We start from the raw sequence: 14,966 nt of genomic DNA on the forward strand, positions 1-14,966 counted from the left end.
CGTTTAGAGTTTCGGACGCCGTGAGGCGTCGGAAAGTCGACGGTGCCCGAACCCGCGGGCCGCACGCGATGAGCTATGGGGATTTTGATTTCGGGTTTGTCCGGGCGTCTGCTGACGGTGCCGATAAGCGGACGTGCCTGAGAGCAGCCTGTCCGATTTTGTGGAGACACAGCAGCCGTGGGAAGCGCGTCCGTCCGATTTTGGCGATGGGACGACCGCTCTTGGACGGACGATATGCAGACGTCCTTGTCGCCGGAAGCGTGGCTGCGGCGGGGCGCGAGGGTGTCGGGCCGTGCCGGATCACGGCGTGGGCATGCCGGATGGGACGATCGGGTATGGCGGACCGCGCGGCAGGTGGCAGCGCTGGAACGTCTCGATGACGACCATGCGCCCGCCGCAGCAAGGGCATGCCGGACGCGGATCGGGCGGTTCGATGGAGGGCTCGTCCGTCGCCGGCGGTGCGATCGCTAGCAGCTGACGGGCGCGTTCGAGATGGGCTTTGCGGGTGCTGGCGGCGAGCAGGCCGTAGTGGCGGATGCGGTGGAACCCGCGCGGCAGGCAGTGCAGCAGGAAGCGGCGGATGAACTCGTCGGCGCTGAGCGTCATCACTTGCTGACGGTCTGGCGCGGAGCGGCGATAATCCTTGTAGCGGAACGTGACGCCGCTCTCGCCGAACCGGAGGAGACGGCTGTTCGAGATGGCGATCCGGTGGGTGTAGCGCGACAGATAGGCGAGCACTGCCTCGGGACCGGCGAACGGCGGCTTGGCATAGACCACCCAGCGCTTCTTGCGCACTGGCGACAGGTGGCGCAGCAACGCGCGCCGGTCAGCAAGAGGTGCCAGCTGGCTGAAGAAGGCGAGCTTACCGGCATCGTGCAGCGCCAGCAGCCGGGTGAGGAACAGGCGGCGGAAGAGTGCACCCAGCACTCGCACCGGAAGGAGGAAAGCCGGGCGGGAGGATATCCATCTCTCCCCGTCCAGCGCGATGCCGCCTCCCGGCACGATCATGTGGATGTGCGGATGGTGGGTCATGGCCGAACCCCAGGTGTGAAGCACGGCGGTGATGCCGATCCGGGCGCCGAGATGCCTGGGATCGGCGGCGATGGTCAGCATCGTCTCCGAGGCGGTCTTGAACAGCAGGTCGTAGAGGAGCGCCTTGTTGGTGAACGCGATCTCGGCGATCTCGGCGGGCAGCGTGAACACGACATGGAAGTAACCGACCGGCAGCAGGTCGGCCTCGCGCGCGGCGAGCCAGGTCCGTGCGGCGGCGCCCTGGCACTTGGGGCAATGCCGGTTGCGGCAGGAGTTGTAGGCGATCCGCCAGTGCCCGCAGTCGGTGCAGGCCTCGACATGCCCGCCCAGCGCGGCGGTGCGGCAGTGCTCGATCGCCGACATGACCTTGAGCTGCTGCAGGCTCAGATGCCCGGCATGGGTAGCCCGATAAGCTGGCCCGGCGGCACGCAAGACATCGGCGACCTCGAGTGAGGCGCGCACCGGCTCTCAGCCGCTTGGCGCCTTCTTGTCCGGTGCCGCGAGCGCGAGCCGATCGAGCGGGCTGACCACCGCCCGCATCGTCTTGGTCGCCACCTGGGCGTAGAACGCGGTGGTGCCCAGCTTGGCGTGGCCGAGCAGCACCTGGATGACGCGGATATCGACCCCGTCCTCGAGCAGGTGGGTCGCAAAACTGTGCCGCAGGGTGTGCGGTCCGACCCGCCTGGCGATGTCGGCTGCCTCGGCGGCTTCGACGACGACGCGGTGGAGCTGCCGTGTGCTGATCGGCAGCATGGCGCCTCGACCGGGGAAGAGCCAGCCATCGGCGTGGAGCACGCCCTGCTGCCGGCCCGCGCGCCACCAGTCGCGCAGCAGCACGAGCAACCCTTCGGGCAGCATGGCATTGCGATAGCGCCCGCCCTTGCCGCGTTCGATCCTGAGCAGCATGCGCTTGCTGTCGATATCGCGCACCTTGAGCGCCGCGACCTCGCCGACGCGCAGACCCGCGCCATAGGCGACCGACAACGCGGCCTGGTGCTTGAGGCAGGTGGTCGCATCGAGCAGCCGCTTCACCTCGCTCTGCGTCAACACCACCGGGATCTTGCGGGCGTGCGCGGTGCGGACCAGCTTACGGGCAAGCTCGGGACGGTCGAGCGTGTGAGTGAAGAAGAACCGCAGCGCCGACACGATGCTGTTCATGGTCGGCGCCGGGATGCCGGCGTCCCGCTGCTCGATCTGGAACCGCCGGACATCCTCGGCGGTCGCGGTGTGGGGCGAGCGCCCCAGCCAGGTCGCGAACCGCCCGACATCGCGCAGATAGTTGCGCTGCGTCTCCGGGCTGAACCGGCGCAGGGTCATATCTTCGATCAGCCGCTGGCGCAGCGGGCTGACAGGCCCAATCGGAATAATCTCGTTCATCGTTCGACTCCTCGGTTGAAGGAGCCACGATCGTCTGCCTCTCTCGGACCAGACGCTACGCCCGTCGTTCTACATCACCCTCACCACAAGCAACCATCCCGCGAAGCGGGTTCGTGCATCGGCCCAATTTCAGCCATGGCGCCGCAGTAAAAAGATTAGGAGGATGAGCAATTCGATATTCATCTAGGAACGTAGAGCCGAGAAATCGCTCATCGGCGCACCTCTATAGAATACTTTTCTGAGATTTTGAGTGCTGAAGCGGGACAAGCTTTGTCTGGCTTTCAAACCAGTCGTCCATATCGGCTCTACTCTCAGGACCCGGTACAATTTGCGAGCAAACGTAATCGTTACTACACTCCTATTAACATCAATCCGATGCCGAAGGCGATCAAGCCTCCGACGATAGAAGATGCGACACAGGCAGCGCCAAAGATGCCAACGATATCGAGCGAAACTGAATACTCGCTGCCTTCTGGCATCTTATTGCGCTCAAACACCGTGATCCTGTTATTGCGCTGCCATCTCGCAAATCCCTCAGCCGCTGCAAATGCCCTACGCGTCTCCAAGGCACCGTCCTTAAGAGAACTCGTCACCGACATCGCCTCCCCCACAAGCCGTGTCATCTGAGATGTCCGAGCCTCGAGTTCTTCGAGCGCCTTGCCAATTCTGGCGATCAGTCTGACGGGGCTATGGGGATCCAGGATCAGGGTCGAATACAGGCAGTGGACGGTCACTGCACTGGCGATAAGCGTGCTCTCGTCACCAGCCGAGCAGCGCGCGATATTCTCCATGAGGCGCCGTTCCGACGCGGTCATCTCGCGTTCGAAAAGCGTTTCCCAGATTTCGTCGATCGTGTTCACTGCATCCTCCTCTTGATCTCTTCGAAGAAGGCGTCGAGCCTTTCTTGAAACCGCATGGCGGCCACGGGATTTTCCGAGGCCTTGAGCTGAAAGGCAAAGCTCGAAGGCTGCGATTGCAGCTTGGCAGCGATGAAGCTCGGCACTGCCGGTATCTGCAGGAGTCGATCGTCGGCGCGCTGCGCGAGGCCGTGCTTGCGCAAACCAACAACGCGCTCGACTTCGAGATTGATTGCGGTCTCGAGCAGCTTGAACTTCACATCGTTCTTGTCGGCGATGAGAAAGAGCATGGAGAAGCCGTGCAACTGGTTGGCAATGAAGTTTGCCGCACCGATCGCCTCTGCGGGCAGAGCCTGCTCGTATTCGATGATGGCGATGCGTTCACCGTGCCTGAGCCTACGGTCGAGAGACGCCGCCAGCACATCTTCCCTGTCACCCTCCTCGTCGATGGGTTTGACATGGATGAAGTGGTTCTCGGGCAGTTCGCGATAGGCCCAGCTCTTCATGCCGCCAACTTGGATGATGAGCGGTTGTTCCTTGAGATAATGCGAGAGGAGCAGAGCAAACATGCTGGCTCCCACGCCCCCATCAACCCTCGCGATCTCGAAGGTTGGCGCCAGGTTGGTGTGCTTGTTGTAGAAGGCCGGCAAAACCAGTTTTTCCTTGGCGGACCGGTCCTGCAGCATGTGCTGCAGCCGCGCGTGGAACCCGTCTCCGGGTAGAAGATCATTGCTCATCTGAAATCCTCGTCGGTAAGTTTGTCGATGGTCTTGCGGGTCATCGGACGCAGTTTCTGCGCCGCCGATGGCTGTTCGGCTCGAGACTGGCGCGCGCCATCAGGCGGTGCGTCATCGGCCTTCTCGCGCTCTTCGAAATCGAACAGCGAGGGGCTGAAGGCGACTTGCGACGCGGCGATCACGGGCAGGTTTGCACTGACAGGAGACGAGATTTCGGTATCGTCGTGATCGGTTGCCGGGCCGTCCTTTTCATCGGCCAGAAGCGGAACATCATTTTCATGACCGGTTGGAAGATCAGTCCCGGTTTCGCCGCCCTTCCCTGCTTCAGGCCCACCGCTGACTGGCTCATGATCCTGGTCATCCTCGCTGTCGTAATTACTGAACACAGGGCCATGTTCGGCCTCCCAGCTCGCCCGGTCCCAGAATCTTGCATCGACATCTTCGAAGCCCTCGTCCCACTCGAGATGTACCGTCTCCCCTACGACCTTGAAGCGCTGGTCCACGCTGCACGCGAAGCGAATTTCGTCGAGGAACAGATCGCGGCGCTCCTCCTCCCTGCGTCGATCGGCGAGACGCGCAACCTCCTCGCAGGTGGAGGACAAACGAAAGCCGCTTGCGAGAAGCATTTCAAAGGCTTCCGAACCAGGCACCGTATCGGCAAAATCATGCGCCAGAGTCTCGATCATTTTCGGCACGTCTCGCGCCCAGTCGTCGGTCGAGCGGTTGTGCGCCTCGAGGCGTTCGAACTCGTTTTGGACAGCGACAAGCTGGATCGTGAGCGCGGTGTCGCGCGCCTCATAGGCCTTGCGCTGGGTCAGGAAGTGCACGAGCGTCTGCAGCCGGTCGAGATCGTCCTGCTCGGTCAGTTTCAGCACTTTCCCGAGCAGCTCAACGTCGCGGTCATGAACCAGCCTGAAGGCACGTGCATAGGCGCGTGCCTGCCCCTCGGATACTTCTGCAAGGCAGGTCCGGAGATGGTAAAGACCCTTCAGAAACGTGGTACTGAACCCTGCCGGCAGGCCGCAATCCTCGCGCGCTGCGCGGGCGAATTCAACCGCTCCGGCGTCTTCCTCCAGCGTGTGCCTGGCATAGTCGATTGCGGCGGCTTCTTCGGGTGTCATGCTGCCAGCAAAGGCATCGACAATGCCTGCACGGAACATATGAAGCCAGATATTTGCAGGGTTCTGAAAGTCAGGATCGTCGCGCAAATCTGCGATGATCCGTGCGATCAAATCCGTCGGAAGATCGGTAAGCCGGCCGATGGTCGACGCCGCATTTCCGCGCTTAATGAGCCCTTCGATGAAGGGGCGTACCATCGCGTCGATCCTATCCTGATCCGTTCGCTCGCGGCTCGGCGGCACGTCCGCATCAATGGCCGGGTTATCTTCGCTGAGGATGTCTAGTTCGATCTGGTACTGCTCCCATTCGACGAACGAGAGCAAAGCTTCGGCGGCGGCTTTCTGAGCCTTGGCCCTGCGCTTGCGAACGGCCTTCTCGTACTGGCGGAGCGCTCTCTTGAGGGGCATCTGCAGGAGCAGGTTATTGCGCAGGACCTCGCGAGCCTTACGGGCGGCTGCTGTCAGTTTTTCACCTGTGTCACGCTCCTCCGTCTTGGCCTTCATTTCGAGATAGGCGTCGAGCTGCGCCCGCAGATCCGGGAATGCGGCAGTCGCACGCCGAAGCATTTCGATCATCAAAGTATAGAGAGGTGCATTATCCATAATCTGCGTTGTAGGACGCGGATTCTCTAGACCAAAGCAGCCGGACAACTTTTTTTGTCGCCGCAATTCGAAAATTCGACAACGGACTATCTTCAGCGCTTCGTCCGCCTTTCATCGGAAGTAGAACCGATACTCGCCGAAGTAAGAACATTTGCGCATACGCAAATGAAAGCCATTATCAAGGTAAACGGACTGACTTGCCGTTTTTACCCTTTCTCGTTTCCTAGGCGCAATACCTCAAAGTCATCCGCACCCCTGGAGCGGACGATTTTGATGACATCGTCCGAACTCGCGTTCTCCCGATAAGGTGCTCGCTGGCGCTCGCACGTCGGCTCTTGCAAGCCTCCTTCAAGTGCGGCCTGACGAGGCCTGGGGCGGTGTCGGCGACACCTTGGGTGGCACCCTTTGCTGACAGCATCGGGGCCATCGAAGTAGCGGAACTCCTATCGGGGAAATGGCCGGGCGGACCGGCCAGGTGAAAGGAAAAGAGCTTAACGCTCGAGCTTCCGCCTCGCCGGTTCGACGTCACACGAACCGAAAGGCATTACATGAATACGAACCATCTCGATCCCGTGCTCGAACAGCACGCAAAGCTGCTCGAGCGGCACGAGGGATACCGCGTGCTGCGAAAGGTCCCGGGGCCTTACTCGTTGTTTCCCGATAACGGGACGCCGCCGCCCGGAAAATGTATCGGCATTGTCGATCTCGAAACCAGTGGGCTCGATCCCGAAAACGATACGATCATCGAGCTCGCGGTGATGCTCGTCTGGGTGGACGAGGAGGATGAGGTCACAGCCCACATCGGACCGTTCAGCTGGCTCGAGGATCCGAAGGTCGAACTGGACCCGCGGGTGAGCCTGGTGACGGGTCTCGCCAACCACATGCTCACCGGTCACAAGATCAACGATGTTTCGGCCGAGGGATACCTCTCGCGGGCTGACGTTCTAGTCAGTCACAACGCGGCATTCGAAATTGGTTTTCTTGGGCGCCGCTACCCCTCGCTCGCGAAAGCCAAATGGGGCTGCTCGCTCAAAGACATCGACTGGCTCATGGCAGGTCTCGATGGCCGCGCGCAGGGGAGCCTGCTGGCGCAGCACGGATGGTATAGCGAGGCGCACCGTGCAGGTCCCGATGTCTGGGCCTTGTTCTGGCTGCTATGCCAGCGTCGACGTGGCATCGGTCCGGGCCCCTTCCGCACGCATTTTCAGCGGCTCCTCGAGACCGTGGAAACCGATACCGTGATGGTCGAGGCGCGCGGCGCTCCGTTCGCCAAGAAGGACGTCCTGAAAGCGCGGCAGTATCGCTGGAATGCGAACGCCGGGTTCTGGGAGAAAGAGCTCAGCTCCGAACTCGTCGAACACGAAGAGGCCTGGCATTATCGGCATGGCCTCAAGGCACCGACCCTGCGAGCCATCACTGCGCGCGAGCGCCACCGCTGAGCGCGCTCCTTTGCAATACTAACTTTAACGCCAACGACCCGCCGTCCGAGCGGGTCTTTTCATATGGAGAATACATCATGCACATCGAGAACGAATATTTCGAGGAAGCTCTCGAGCGCGAAGCTCGCAAGTTCCTTGAACTGGATGCGGAAGGCAGGCGCGCACGCCGCGGCCCTCAGCGCATCATAGTCGCCGACTTCGAGTATCGTTGGGACCGGGCCCGCTACGAAGGATACCGCGTCGAGGAAGGCGAGAGCGCGGAAAGCAGTATCCGCTGGCCTTTTCACCGTATCGCAGCGGCCTCCTGGATGCAGCTGCGGTTTGAGACCGGCGAAGAGGTGCCCGTCGTCGAAAGCGTCATCGTTCTGACCGAGGAAGAGGCGAGCGAACAGGAAATGGTAACGCAGTTCTTCGAAGCGCTTCGCCAGTTCCCGACCGCGCAGCTCGTTACGTGGGGAGGGGAGGTCAAGGACCTTGCGGTTCTGCGCCGGTCCGCCGGCGAGTTCGGACTGGTCCTGCCGCCCCAACTGCTGGACGGATCGCCGCACGCCAGGGAGCGTATCGATCTGTGCCGCGCGGTAACCGTGCAGGCCAAGTCGCCGCACCTGCCGGAATACGCTGCGGCGACCTCGATCCCTGCCAAGCCATCGCCGAGCAGGGAGATTGGCCAGTTGGTGGAGAAAGGCGACTGGACCAAGGTCCGCGACCAAGTTCTGGCCGATGTAATGACCACCAGCGTGATCGCGCTGCGTCACATGGCATCTTATGGCGAGATCGCGATCGATGCTGAAGCGTCGGCCATCGCGATCGGCGAGGCAGCGCTGAGCGCTGTTCCTGAGAGCAGTTTCTTACGTGCCACCTACCGCCCTTGGGCACGCGACAGGCAGCGTGCCGCGGGCCTGCGCGGTGTGGTTTACCGGGCTGAATAATCAGCAGAGGGGATGAGACAAAGATGAGGGAGGAAAAGATGACCTGAACCGATCGAGATGCGGCGCGAGGCACCGCCGCAATAGAAGCTACGTGCCAGACAGGACCTGCAGAATGCGCAGGTCTTCCAGCAGCCGCTTCCCGTCCGGGTCAGCGGCCTTTTTTATGCCCGAAGGAAATAAGACAATGCCCAAGAAGAAAAAGACCTCGAGCCGTGCGCTAGCACCGGCAAGGAATACCAATCTCGCGAAGCTCCCCGAGCGGTTCGCCATCGGCAATACCGAGGTGCGCCCCGAACAGGCGTTCGTGATCCCAGACCACCGTCCGAACCGGCCCGGACCCTGGTCGCACGAACCGGTCGACAAGCTCGCCTGGCGCGATGCTGCGACCAATCTCGATTGCATCCTCCTGCGTCAGGCCTCGGGCGTGTGGGCTGGTTATGTAGCCGTGCCGCCCGGGCATCCGCTGCACGGCTTCAATACCGATGCTATCCCGCCGAGCGCTGGTCTCTCGCCGCATGGCGGGATCGACTATGCTGAAGCGTGCTCGCGGGACGATCCAGAAGAACTGCAGATCTGCCATGTGCATGTCCACGTTCGCTCGGGCCCATCGGTAGCGAACACGGCGCAGGACGATGCCTGGTGGTTCGGCTTTGCGGCCGACAAGCCCGGTGACCTCGTCCCGGAGGGCGTCAGACCGATCCTGGCGATCGAGGAAGGCGAGACCTATCGCTCCATCGATTACATGTATGAGGAGACGGTCAAGCTCGCACGCCAGCTACATGGAATCGGTAAGGGGTCTTCAGCAGGTTCTGGCACTTCGCTCAGCCCGGTTGCTCCCAAGCTCGGCAAGCTGTGAGGGAGGGTCAGATGGAACAAGACCTTCCTTACGAAATGATCCGGAACCCGAACCTGCCTTGGGGTTACTGGTGTGTGGCCGATCCCGAATACGAGCCCGCTCTCATCGACGAAACCGGCAGGCGCTGGGACTCCTTGCGCGAATACCTGTGGTGCGGGCGGCTCTCCATGGCGCGCAGATCGCACTGGGAGTTCGTCAACCAGCTCGAATTCCTGCTCGCGGTGCTTGCCGGTATCGATCGGCGCATCGTCCATATCGAAGAGCAGGTAAGGGACCTTTTTCAGGGTTCGTGGGATCTCTCGTTCCATTATGCCTGCTGGCTCAAGGGACAGGGGCTCTCCAATGGCTTCGACCAACTCTCGGCAGAAGGCCGGGCCGTCCTGGTGATGCTCGCCAGCACCCGGCCCCGCAGCGCGGCGCCGATCCCGATCGGCCTGCCGACGATCGCTCCCCAGCGCGGGTTCGACCGCGGCGAAACGCGCGAGGACCGCGAGCGCATCTTCGCGGTGAACGAGAAGTTCGCGCTGAACCTGCCGGCAAGGTTCATCCGCGAAGAGATCGACGAATTTCCCGGCATCAAGCTCATCGGACCTCCCGAAGGTGCAAACATCCCGCTGGGACGAGTGCTGTGGTCGATGACCTTTGGCGACGACTTCGCGCGTGATCGGCTGTTCGCCTGGCTGATCCACCGGCTCGACCGCTGGGAGGCATGGACCGCGCTCGCGAGCCTTCAAGGTGCTCAGGCACTGAGCGAGCATTTCCTGCAGCTGCGCTTCGCCGATGAGCCGCTGGAGACAGGCTGACAAGCTCAGACACCCACATGTCGACCAATCCAAGCGGGCGGCATCCGATCTGGATGACCGCCCGCGTTCTTTTGAAAGCACTATCATCATGCAAAGAACTATTCACCGCACCATGCCCACCCGCATGGTCGCGCTCTCGCTACTGCCGCCTCCGAATCCACTTGCGCCGAAGGCTCCCTTCGGGTTCGGAGCCTTCGTCATCGACCCAAAGTGCCGCGGGGAGGCAAGCTTCGCGCTTCACATCTGGGGTTACGGAGCGGGGCATGATCCTGCGCCAATGCGCGATGCAATCCGCGCGTTGTTCGACCCAGAAACGATGGCGCTGATCTGCGCCCCGTCACAATCCCCTGCTGGTGAGCACGCACCGGCCCCATTCCCTGACGCTTACCTCGATCTCGTTCCGCGAACAGGACTTCGGCGTAACCTCTTCGCTCCGCTGCCCCGTCATATCCTGGCGAGTGCTGGCCGCGTAGGCGGGCTCGACCTGCCCGAGGTCGAACCCACGCCGCTCGCGCGCCTCGGCCAAATCGGCTGCGAGGCCCAGGCCGCTTGGATATTCTGGCTACAAGCGTATTGCCCGGTCAATTGCCGTCGCAAATTGCTCGCGGGCTACCTGGCCTGGAGGCAGCTGCAGCGGGCCCGCGCCCTGCCTGTCCGCACCTGACAAAAGGGGCGCAAATCGCGCCCCTTTTTTTGCATCCGCATTCGTCGGCGACATGATGAACACGTCAGGCGAGACTTCTAGTCGGTAGATCTACTTAGAAAAGTTTCCGTAAGAATACTTAGAACGATAAATTGCGCTTGAACGATCGAAAGAGTCCGCCATCTTACCTTTCGAACGCGTCCATATGTGCGGCCAGCGTGCCGTATATTTCGAAGCCTTTTGTGGGCGTTCCGGCCGAGAGTGGAGTGAGCCACGGAGTCGGCAACCCGACATTTGCCACAGGAGAGATGCGTCTGCGACGCATCTGCCCCCGGGCGCTGCCTTTCCAAAAAGGGAAAGCGTTCCGGGACCACAAAAGGGATTTAGAATGGATGCTTACAAGAACTCGCCGCTGAACCTCGAAGAAGCTCACAAGTTCGTCGCGGCGCTCGCCGCAGTGGTCGGCTCTGGCGCTCCAAGAGAACTGCTGAACCGGAGCGAGGCCAATCTGATAGCCGTTCCCGAAGGCGAGGAGCTTGGGCTTCACGAGGAAGGCTACACGTGCGAACGGGACGTGGTCGCAGCCGATTTGCGGCCCGGGGCGGACAGCGCCGACCAGGCCGGTCACTCATCCAACCGTCACGACATCTCGTCGTCTGAAGATCGCCTCAGGCCAGAAATTTCCTCCCTGAAGCGAGCCAAGGCTCGGCGGCTCGACCAGTTCTATACACGCGGCGATGTCGTCAAAGCTCTCCTCGACTGGTACCGTGTCAAACGGATCGAACACGATCTGTGCAGGTTCCAGCGAACCCGGATAATTGAGCCCAGTGCGGGCACGGGTGCATTTTTGCGGATGCTCCCGCTTGGCAGTGTCGGCTATGATCTCGACCCGAAAGCGTCCAAGATCGTCCAGGGCGATTTCTTGGCCATGCCGCTTCCAGCGGATGAGCCCCTGCTCGTCATCGGCAATCCGCCCTTCGGCAAGAACGCCAGCATGGCAATCAGGTTCTTCAACCATGCTGCCGCAGCCGCCAGTGTGATCGCCTTCATCGTGCCGCTCACCTTCCAAAAGGTCTCGGTACAAAACCGCCTCGACTTCAGCTTCTATTTGCTCGACGAGATACCGGTCCCGAAGGATGCCTTTATCTTCGAAGGCGAGCGCAAACATGTTCCGGCCGTTTTCCAGATCTGGGTCAGGCAATCATCGCCACGGCAGAAATTGACCCTCCCCACGTCGCATCCGGATTTCGAATTTCTGCCCGCTGGACAGGCCAACAAGGCTAATTTTGCGATCCAGCGCGTGGGGGCGAATGCTGGAATGGTTCACCGGAACTTCAACCTGAGCAGTAGCTCGCACTATTTCATCAAGGCTACGTCCACAGTAGAAGCGATCATGCGGGAGCTAGATCTCGCGTCGATTGCCCGGCGGACCTCCGGAAACCCCTCTCTTTCAAAGGGGGAGCTCGTAGAGAGCTACGCAAAAGCCATAAGCGGAAAGCGATCATCCATACGCAACCATGCCCTGAACTCTGGGAGGCTTTGCGATCATGGATAGGTGGCGGGTCAGCGACGGACGAGAAAAAGCCTCCGCACTGGCACTCTCCCTGTATGATAGGATTGAAGCCAGCTTGTCCCGGTATACCGAGCAGAGGCCGGAGCTCGTGGAGGTCTCGTTCAACACGAGCGGAGAAGCACTCCATATTTGCTATTTGAAGGTTCGGTTATTTGTAGGGTGTGATGTCAAAATTGCCTCTGGATATCCCGAGAATGTACCGGACTTTGTAAGACACGGAAAATTCGACGAGGACGAAGCCCACGCAAATACAATCGAGTGGATCGAACTTTTTCATCAGATTGGCTACGACCATCTGGACGATCTTCTCCATGAAGTCAGATCCAGAATTCGTCGCAAGACTGTCGATTGGCGAGCTCGCGGCCTCCCTGCCCATTTTTCGGGTCTTTTGATCGAGGTGAATGCTGACGATCTTTGGCTCGGCTTCATGCCGATCACTATCCGCATTGATACTTTTTGCGATAGTTTCGGCCCTCAGGCGTTCTACCTTGACGGTAAGCAACCTGATAATTTCGCTCGGAGTATCGACGGGTTCGAGCAATCTCTGAGGCATCGGCTTGTAGAGCGAAATTTCTTCGACGCCTTGGGAGCCGACGGCTTCATAAGTCAAATCGCTCTCAACGCACTGCGTCATCATGGCGATCTGCGGCAAAACATCAGAGCGATCCATAACGGGAATTTTGTGAATCACCGTAACTTTAGGATATATAAGGATCGGTCGGAAATTTGCGCCGAAGGCTATATCGCAGGGGCTCGCCATATCGATATAGAGGGAAATTCTATTTGGGTCGAAGATCTCGAAATGCCTGAGATTATGAGGCTGAGGTGCGTCGGCCAGCCAATTACGCAGTTGATCTCAATGCCATATCTTCCCGACAGCATACGCATTACTTCGCTTGAGGACATAATCGGCGGCCCTGACTTCGCGAGAGGTATCTGTATAAACGTCGATCAGCCTGAATTTCTATACTGCGGACACTCCGGGAGATACTGGTCGCTACCGGACGAATAACGGCGCCGAAGAACATTGTTGCTGGTCACCTGACCTGATTGGGGCCGACAGCGGACTGTCTGGTCTAAGGCGAAGAAGTGCTAGAAGCGGTCCCTTGTCAGACCATACCTCTACGTCGCTGCGGAATTGGATGTATTAGGGATTTGTAGGAGAATGGTTCTACAAACTGCCTATGCTCCCTTCCAACCAAATTAGCCTAGCCACGAAATATCTCGTCGATGACTTGCCTGGCGCGCGGCAGATCGGGACTCGCCTGTATGGCATTCTCGTAAAAATAGACTCGGGTGAACCCGTTAGCGAGATGGCCCGAGCTTTCCTTCTGGCCAATAATCTGCTTTGCCTCCACGCGCTGGTTGAGGGCCGCACCGATTTCGACACTTTTGCACTCAAAGCTGGCGACGAGCGCGCGCATCGCATGGATATTGCTAAGATTGCTGCCAGCGAGGCAGCAGACAAGGAAGCGAGGCTGAAAGCTGAACGTGCGGCCGCCAGCGCCGAGATTTTCAGTGACCCACACTACCAGCGTAGGCAGGAGAGCAAGCAGCTGAAGCGAAGGTTCGATTTAGGGTATATCGAACCGGAGCACTATCGGCGCGCTATGCGGCTTCTTCAGTCCTTGGCAAAGGGAAAGAGGCTTCGACCAGAGGACATTGTGTGGCTTCAAGCGGCAGGTGACGAATGTTGGACCGCCGCGGTTGCAGCCGCTTGGCACCTTGTTGAAGCTGAGGTTCTGACCGCCGCTTGGCGCGCATCAAACGATCCGTGGGACGCAATCAACGCCAGCAGCCACTGGCGTAAGGGTGGGCATCCAGAGCTGGGATTGTCCCTAACCGAGGACGCGCTGGCCGCGAACCCAACATCATCACCGAAGATACGATCGGCCTTGGCAACAACTCGTGGCGCCGCGTTGCGAGCCGTTGGTCGTTTTATCGAAGCCAAAGCGTTGGGCGAGGAGGCACACGCGCTGGTCCCAAATGATTACCGCCCTTGTACATTGCTAGGCGCCGTTCTCATTGAACTGGGTGAACTCAATGCCGGGCACGAGTGGTTCGTGAAGGCTGAACAACGGGGGGCTGCTAAAGCGGCAGTCGACCAAGATATTAGGACACTGCTTACCTGCGCATCCTATACGGATAGAGAGCGCATCCGAGCATTTCTGCTTAATAAGGACCCCGTGCGATTTGCTTGGCTGCGAAGCAAACGAGTTCTCACGAACAAGTCTGCTCAGCTGCGCTAGCTGAAATGCTTCTAATTCCGGAGCGACCGCGGCCGCCCGTGCGGGGCTCCAGTGCTCGAGAGACACAATGAGGGCAAATGGGCCGATTTCGGACTGACCGGTTTTGGCAGCGGAGTGGACTTAGCGTACGTTCATTTGCGGCATCGCGCTGAATGTGATCGCCCTTATGTCCGTGATTGCAGTGACCTCCGCGCCGGTTCTAAGCGCAGTGCGGGTTGCCGACACTGAACCCCCGTTTTCAAAATGCATGGTCGGCGCGCGGGCCCCTTTCGACCTACTTGTTCGTTATAGCGTTGGCCGACTTACCCGGCCGCCCCATCTAGGAGGTGATCATGCCCAAACTAGCTCTTTACGTGCCTTTGAAGGCCAAACCCGGCAGGGAGAGTGACATCGCTGCTTTCCTCAAGTCGGCACTCCCGCTCGTGCAAGACGAGCCCGGGACGCTGACATGGTATGCGATCGAAGAAGGCCCCGGCGCTTACGCCATCTTCGATACCTTTGACACTGAGGAGGATCGACAGGCTCATCTCGACGGTAAAGTGGCTGCTGCACTAATGGAAAAGGCGGAAGATTTGTTCGCCGAGCCGCCTCAGATCCATAAGCTCACGCTTCTAGCCGCGAAATAGGGCGCGCCCGCCGGTCCTGTCATTTCGATTTGATGTCGAAGCAACGGCTGCTTGTGGGTTTAACCGCTTCTGCCGAGTGTAACTGCTGTAAAGGCACGTTGATGGCCAGCCATTTTTGGGCCGT

The 14,966-nt window shown here is 60.0% G+C and carries 14 protein-coding genes; 8 read left to right on the forward strand and 6 right to left on the reverse strand.

All coding sequences use genetic code 11. The features are described from left to right. Window positions 1-300 precede the first annotated feature (300 nt). From GRI69_RS15370 to GRI69_RS15390, 5 genes are all read right to left on the reverse strand, one after another. Entirely contained in the window at window positions 301-1,494 is a 1,194-nt protein-coding gene (locus GRI69_RS15370) for an IS91 family transposase (protein ID WP_160726970.1), read from the reverse strand. A gap of 6 nt (window positions 1,495-1,500) precedes the next feature. Continuing rightward, complete coding sequence (locus GRI69_RS15375) at window positions 1,501-2,409, reverse strand: tyrosine-type recombinase/integrase (RefSeq protein WP_160726971.1); 909 nt, start codon at window positions 2,407-2,409, stop codon at window positions 1,501-1,503. A gap of 350 nt (window positions 2,410-2,759) precedes the next feature. After that, a complete protein-coding gene (locus tag GRI69_RS15380; RefSeq protein ID WP_160729051.1) occupies window positions 2,760-3,269 on the reverse strand; it encodes a hypothetical protein in 510 nt (169 codons plus the stop codon). Further along, the gene (locus tag GRI69_RS15385) at window positions 3,266-4,003 is read right to left on the reverse strand and encodes a hypothetical protein (protein WP_160729052.1); all 738 of its coding nucleotides are present in this window, start codon (window positions 4,001-4,003) and stop codon (window positions 3,266-3,268) included. The genes GRI69_RS15380 and GRI69_RS15385 overlap by 4 nt, the downstream gene beginning before the upstream one ends. Further along, the gene (locus GRI69_RS15390; RefSeq protein ID WP_160729053.1) at window positions 4,000-5,724 is read right to left on the reverse strand and encodes a hypothetical protein; all 1,725 of its coding nucleotides are present in this window, start codon (window positions 5,722-5,724) and stop codon (window positions 4,000-4,002) included. Before GRI69_RS15390 ends, GRI69_RS15385 begins: the two co-directional genes overlap by 4 nt. A gap of 548 nt (window positions 5,725-6,272) precedes the next feature. Between GRI69_RS15390 and GRI69_RS15395 the strand changes: the two genes are divergently transcribed. The 6 genes from GRI69_RS15395 to GRI69_RS15420 all read left to right on the forward strand — a co-directional run bounded on the left by GRI69_RS15395 (window position 6,273) and on the right by GRI69_RS15420 (window position 11,949). Continuing rightward, window positions 6,273-7,163: an exonuclease domain-containing protein gene (locus GRI69_RS15395; protein WP_160729054.1), complete on the forward strand. Its 891-nt coding sequence runs from the start codon at window positions 6,273-6,275 to the stop codon at window positions 7,161-7,163. Between the two features lie 77 nt (window positions 7,164-7,240). Then, a complete protein-coding gene (locus GRI69_RS15400; protein ID WP_160729055.1) occupies window positions 7,241-8,092 on the forward strand; it encodes a hypothetical protein in 852 nt (283 codons plus the stop codon). A 184-nt stretch (window positions 8,093-8,276) separates the two neighbouring features. Continuing rightward, entirely contained in the window at window positions 8,277-8,948 is a 672-nt protein-coding gene (locus GRI69_RS15405) for a hypothetical protein (RefSeq protein WP_160729056.1), read from the forward strand. A gap of 11 nt (window positions 8,949-8,959) precedes the next feature. Further along, window positions 8,960-9,751, forward strand: a complete 792-nt coding sequence (locus GRI69_RS15410; protein WP_160729057.1) for a hypothetical protein — start codon at window positions 8,960-8,962, stop codon at window positions 9,749-9,751. An 88-nt stretch (window positions 9,752-9,839) separates the two neighbouring features. Continuing rightward, complete coding sequence (locus GRI69_RS15415; protein WP_160729058.1) at window positions 9,840-10,415, forward strand: hypothetical protein; 576 nt, start codon at window positions 9,840-9,842, stop codon at window positions 10,413-10,415. Window positions 10,416-10,782: 367 nt separating this feature from the next. Further along, on the forward strand, window positions 10,783-11,949 hold the full coding sequence (locus GRI69_RS15420) for a hypothetical protein (protein ID WP_160729059.1): 1,167 nt from the start codon (window positions 10,783-10,785) through the stop codon (window positions 11,947-11,949). Between the two features lie 166 nt (window positions 11,950-12,115). Here the strand turns inward: GRI69_RS15420 and GRI69_RS15425 are convergent, their stop codons facing one another. Next, window positions 12,116-12,637 (reverse strand): hypothetical protein, encoded by a 522-nt coding sequence (locus GRI69_RS15425; protein WP_160729060.1) that lies wholly within the window; start codon window positions 12,635-12,637, stop codon window positions 12,116-12,118. 514 nt (window positions 12,638-13,151) lie between these two features. Between GRI69_RS15425 and GRI69_RS15435 the strand changes: the two genes are divergently transcribed. Together GRI69_RS15435 and GRI69_RS15440 are read left to right on the forward strand one after the other, a co-directional pair. Further along, complete coding sequence (locus tag GRI69_RS15435; protein ID WP_237453157.1) at window positions 13,152-14,216, forward strand: tetratricopeptide repeat protein; 1,065 nt, start codon at window positions 13,152-13,154, stop codon at window positions 14,214-14,216. Between the two features lie 332 nt (window positions 14,217-14,548). Then, entirely contained in the window at window positions 14,549-14,842 is a 294-nt protein-coding gene (locus GRI69_RS15440) for a putative quinol monooxygenase (RefSeq protein WP_160683805.1), read from the forward strand. The last annotated feature ends 124 nt before the right edge of the window (window positions 14,843-14,966 follow it).

The sequence above is a fragment of the Qipengyuania vulgaris genome (assembly GCF_009827325.1).
GTDB classification, from domain to species: Bacteria; Pseudomonadota; Alphaproteobacteria; order Sphingomonadales; family Sphingomonadaceae; genus Qipengyuania; species Qipengyuania vulgaris.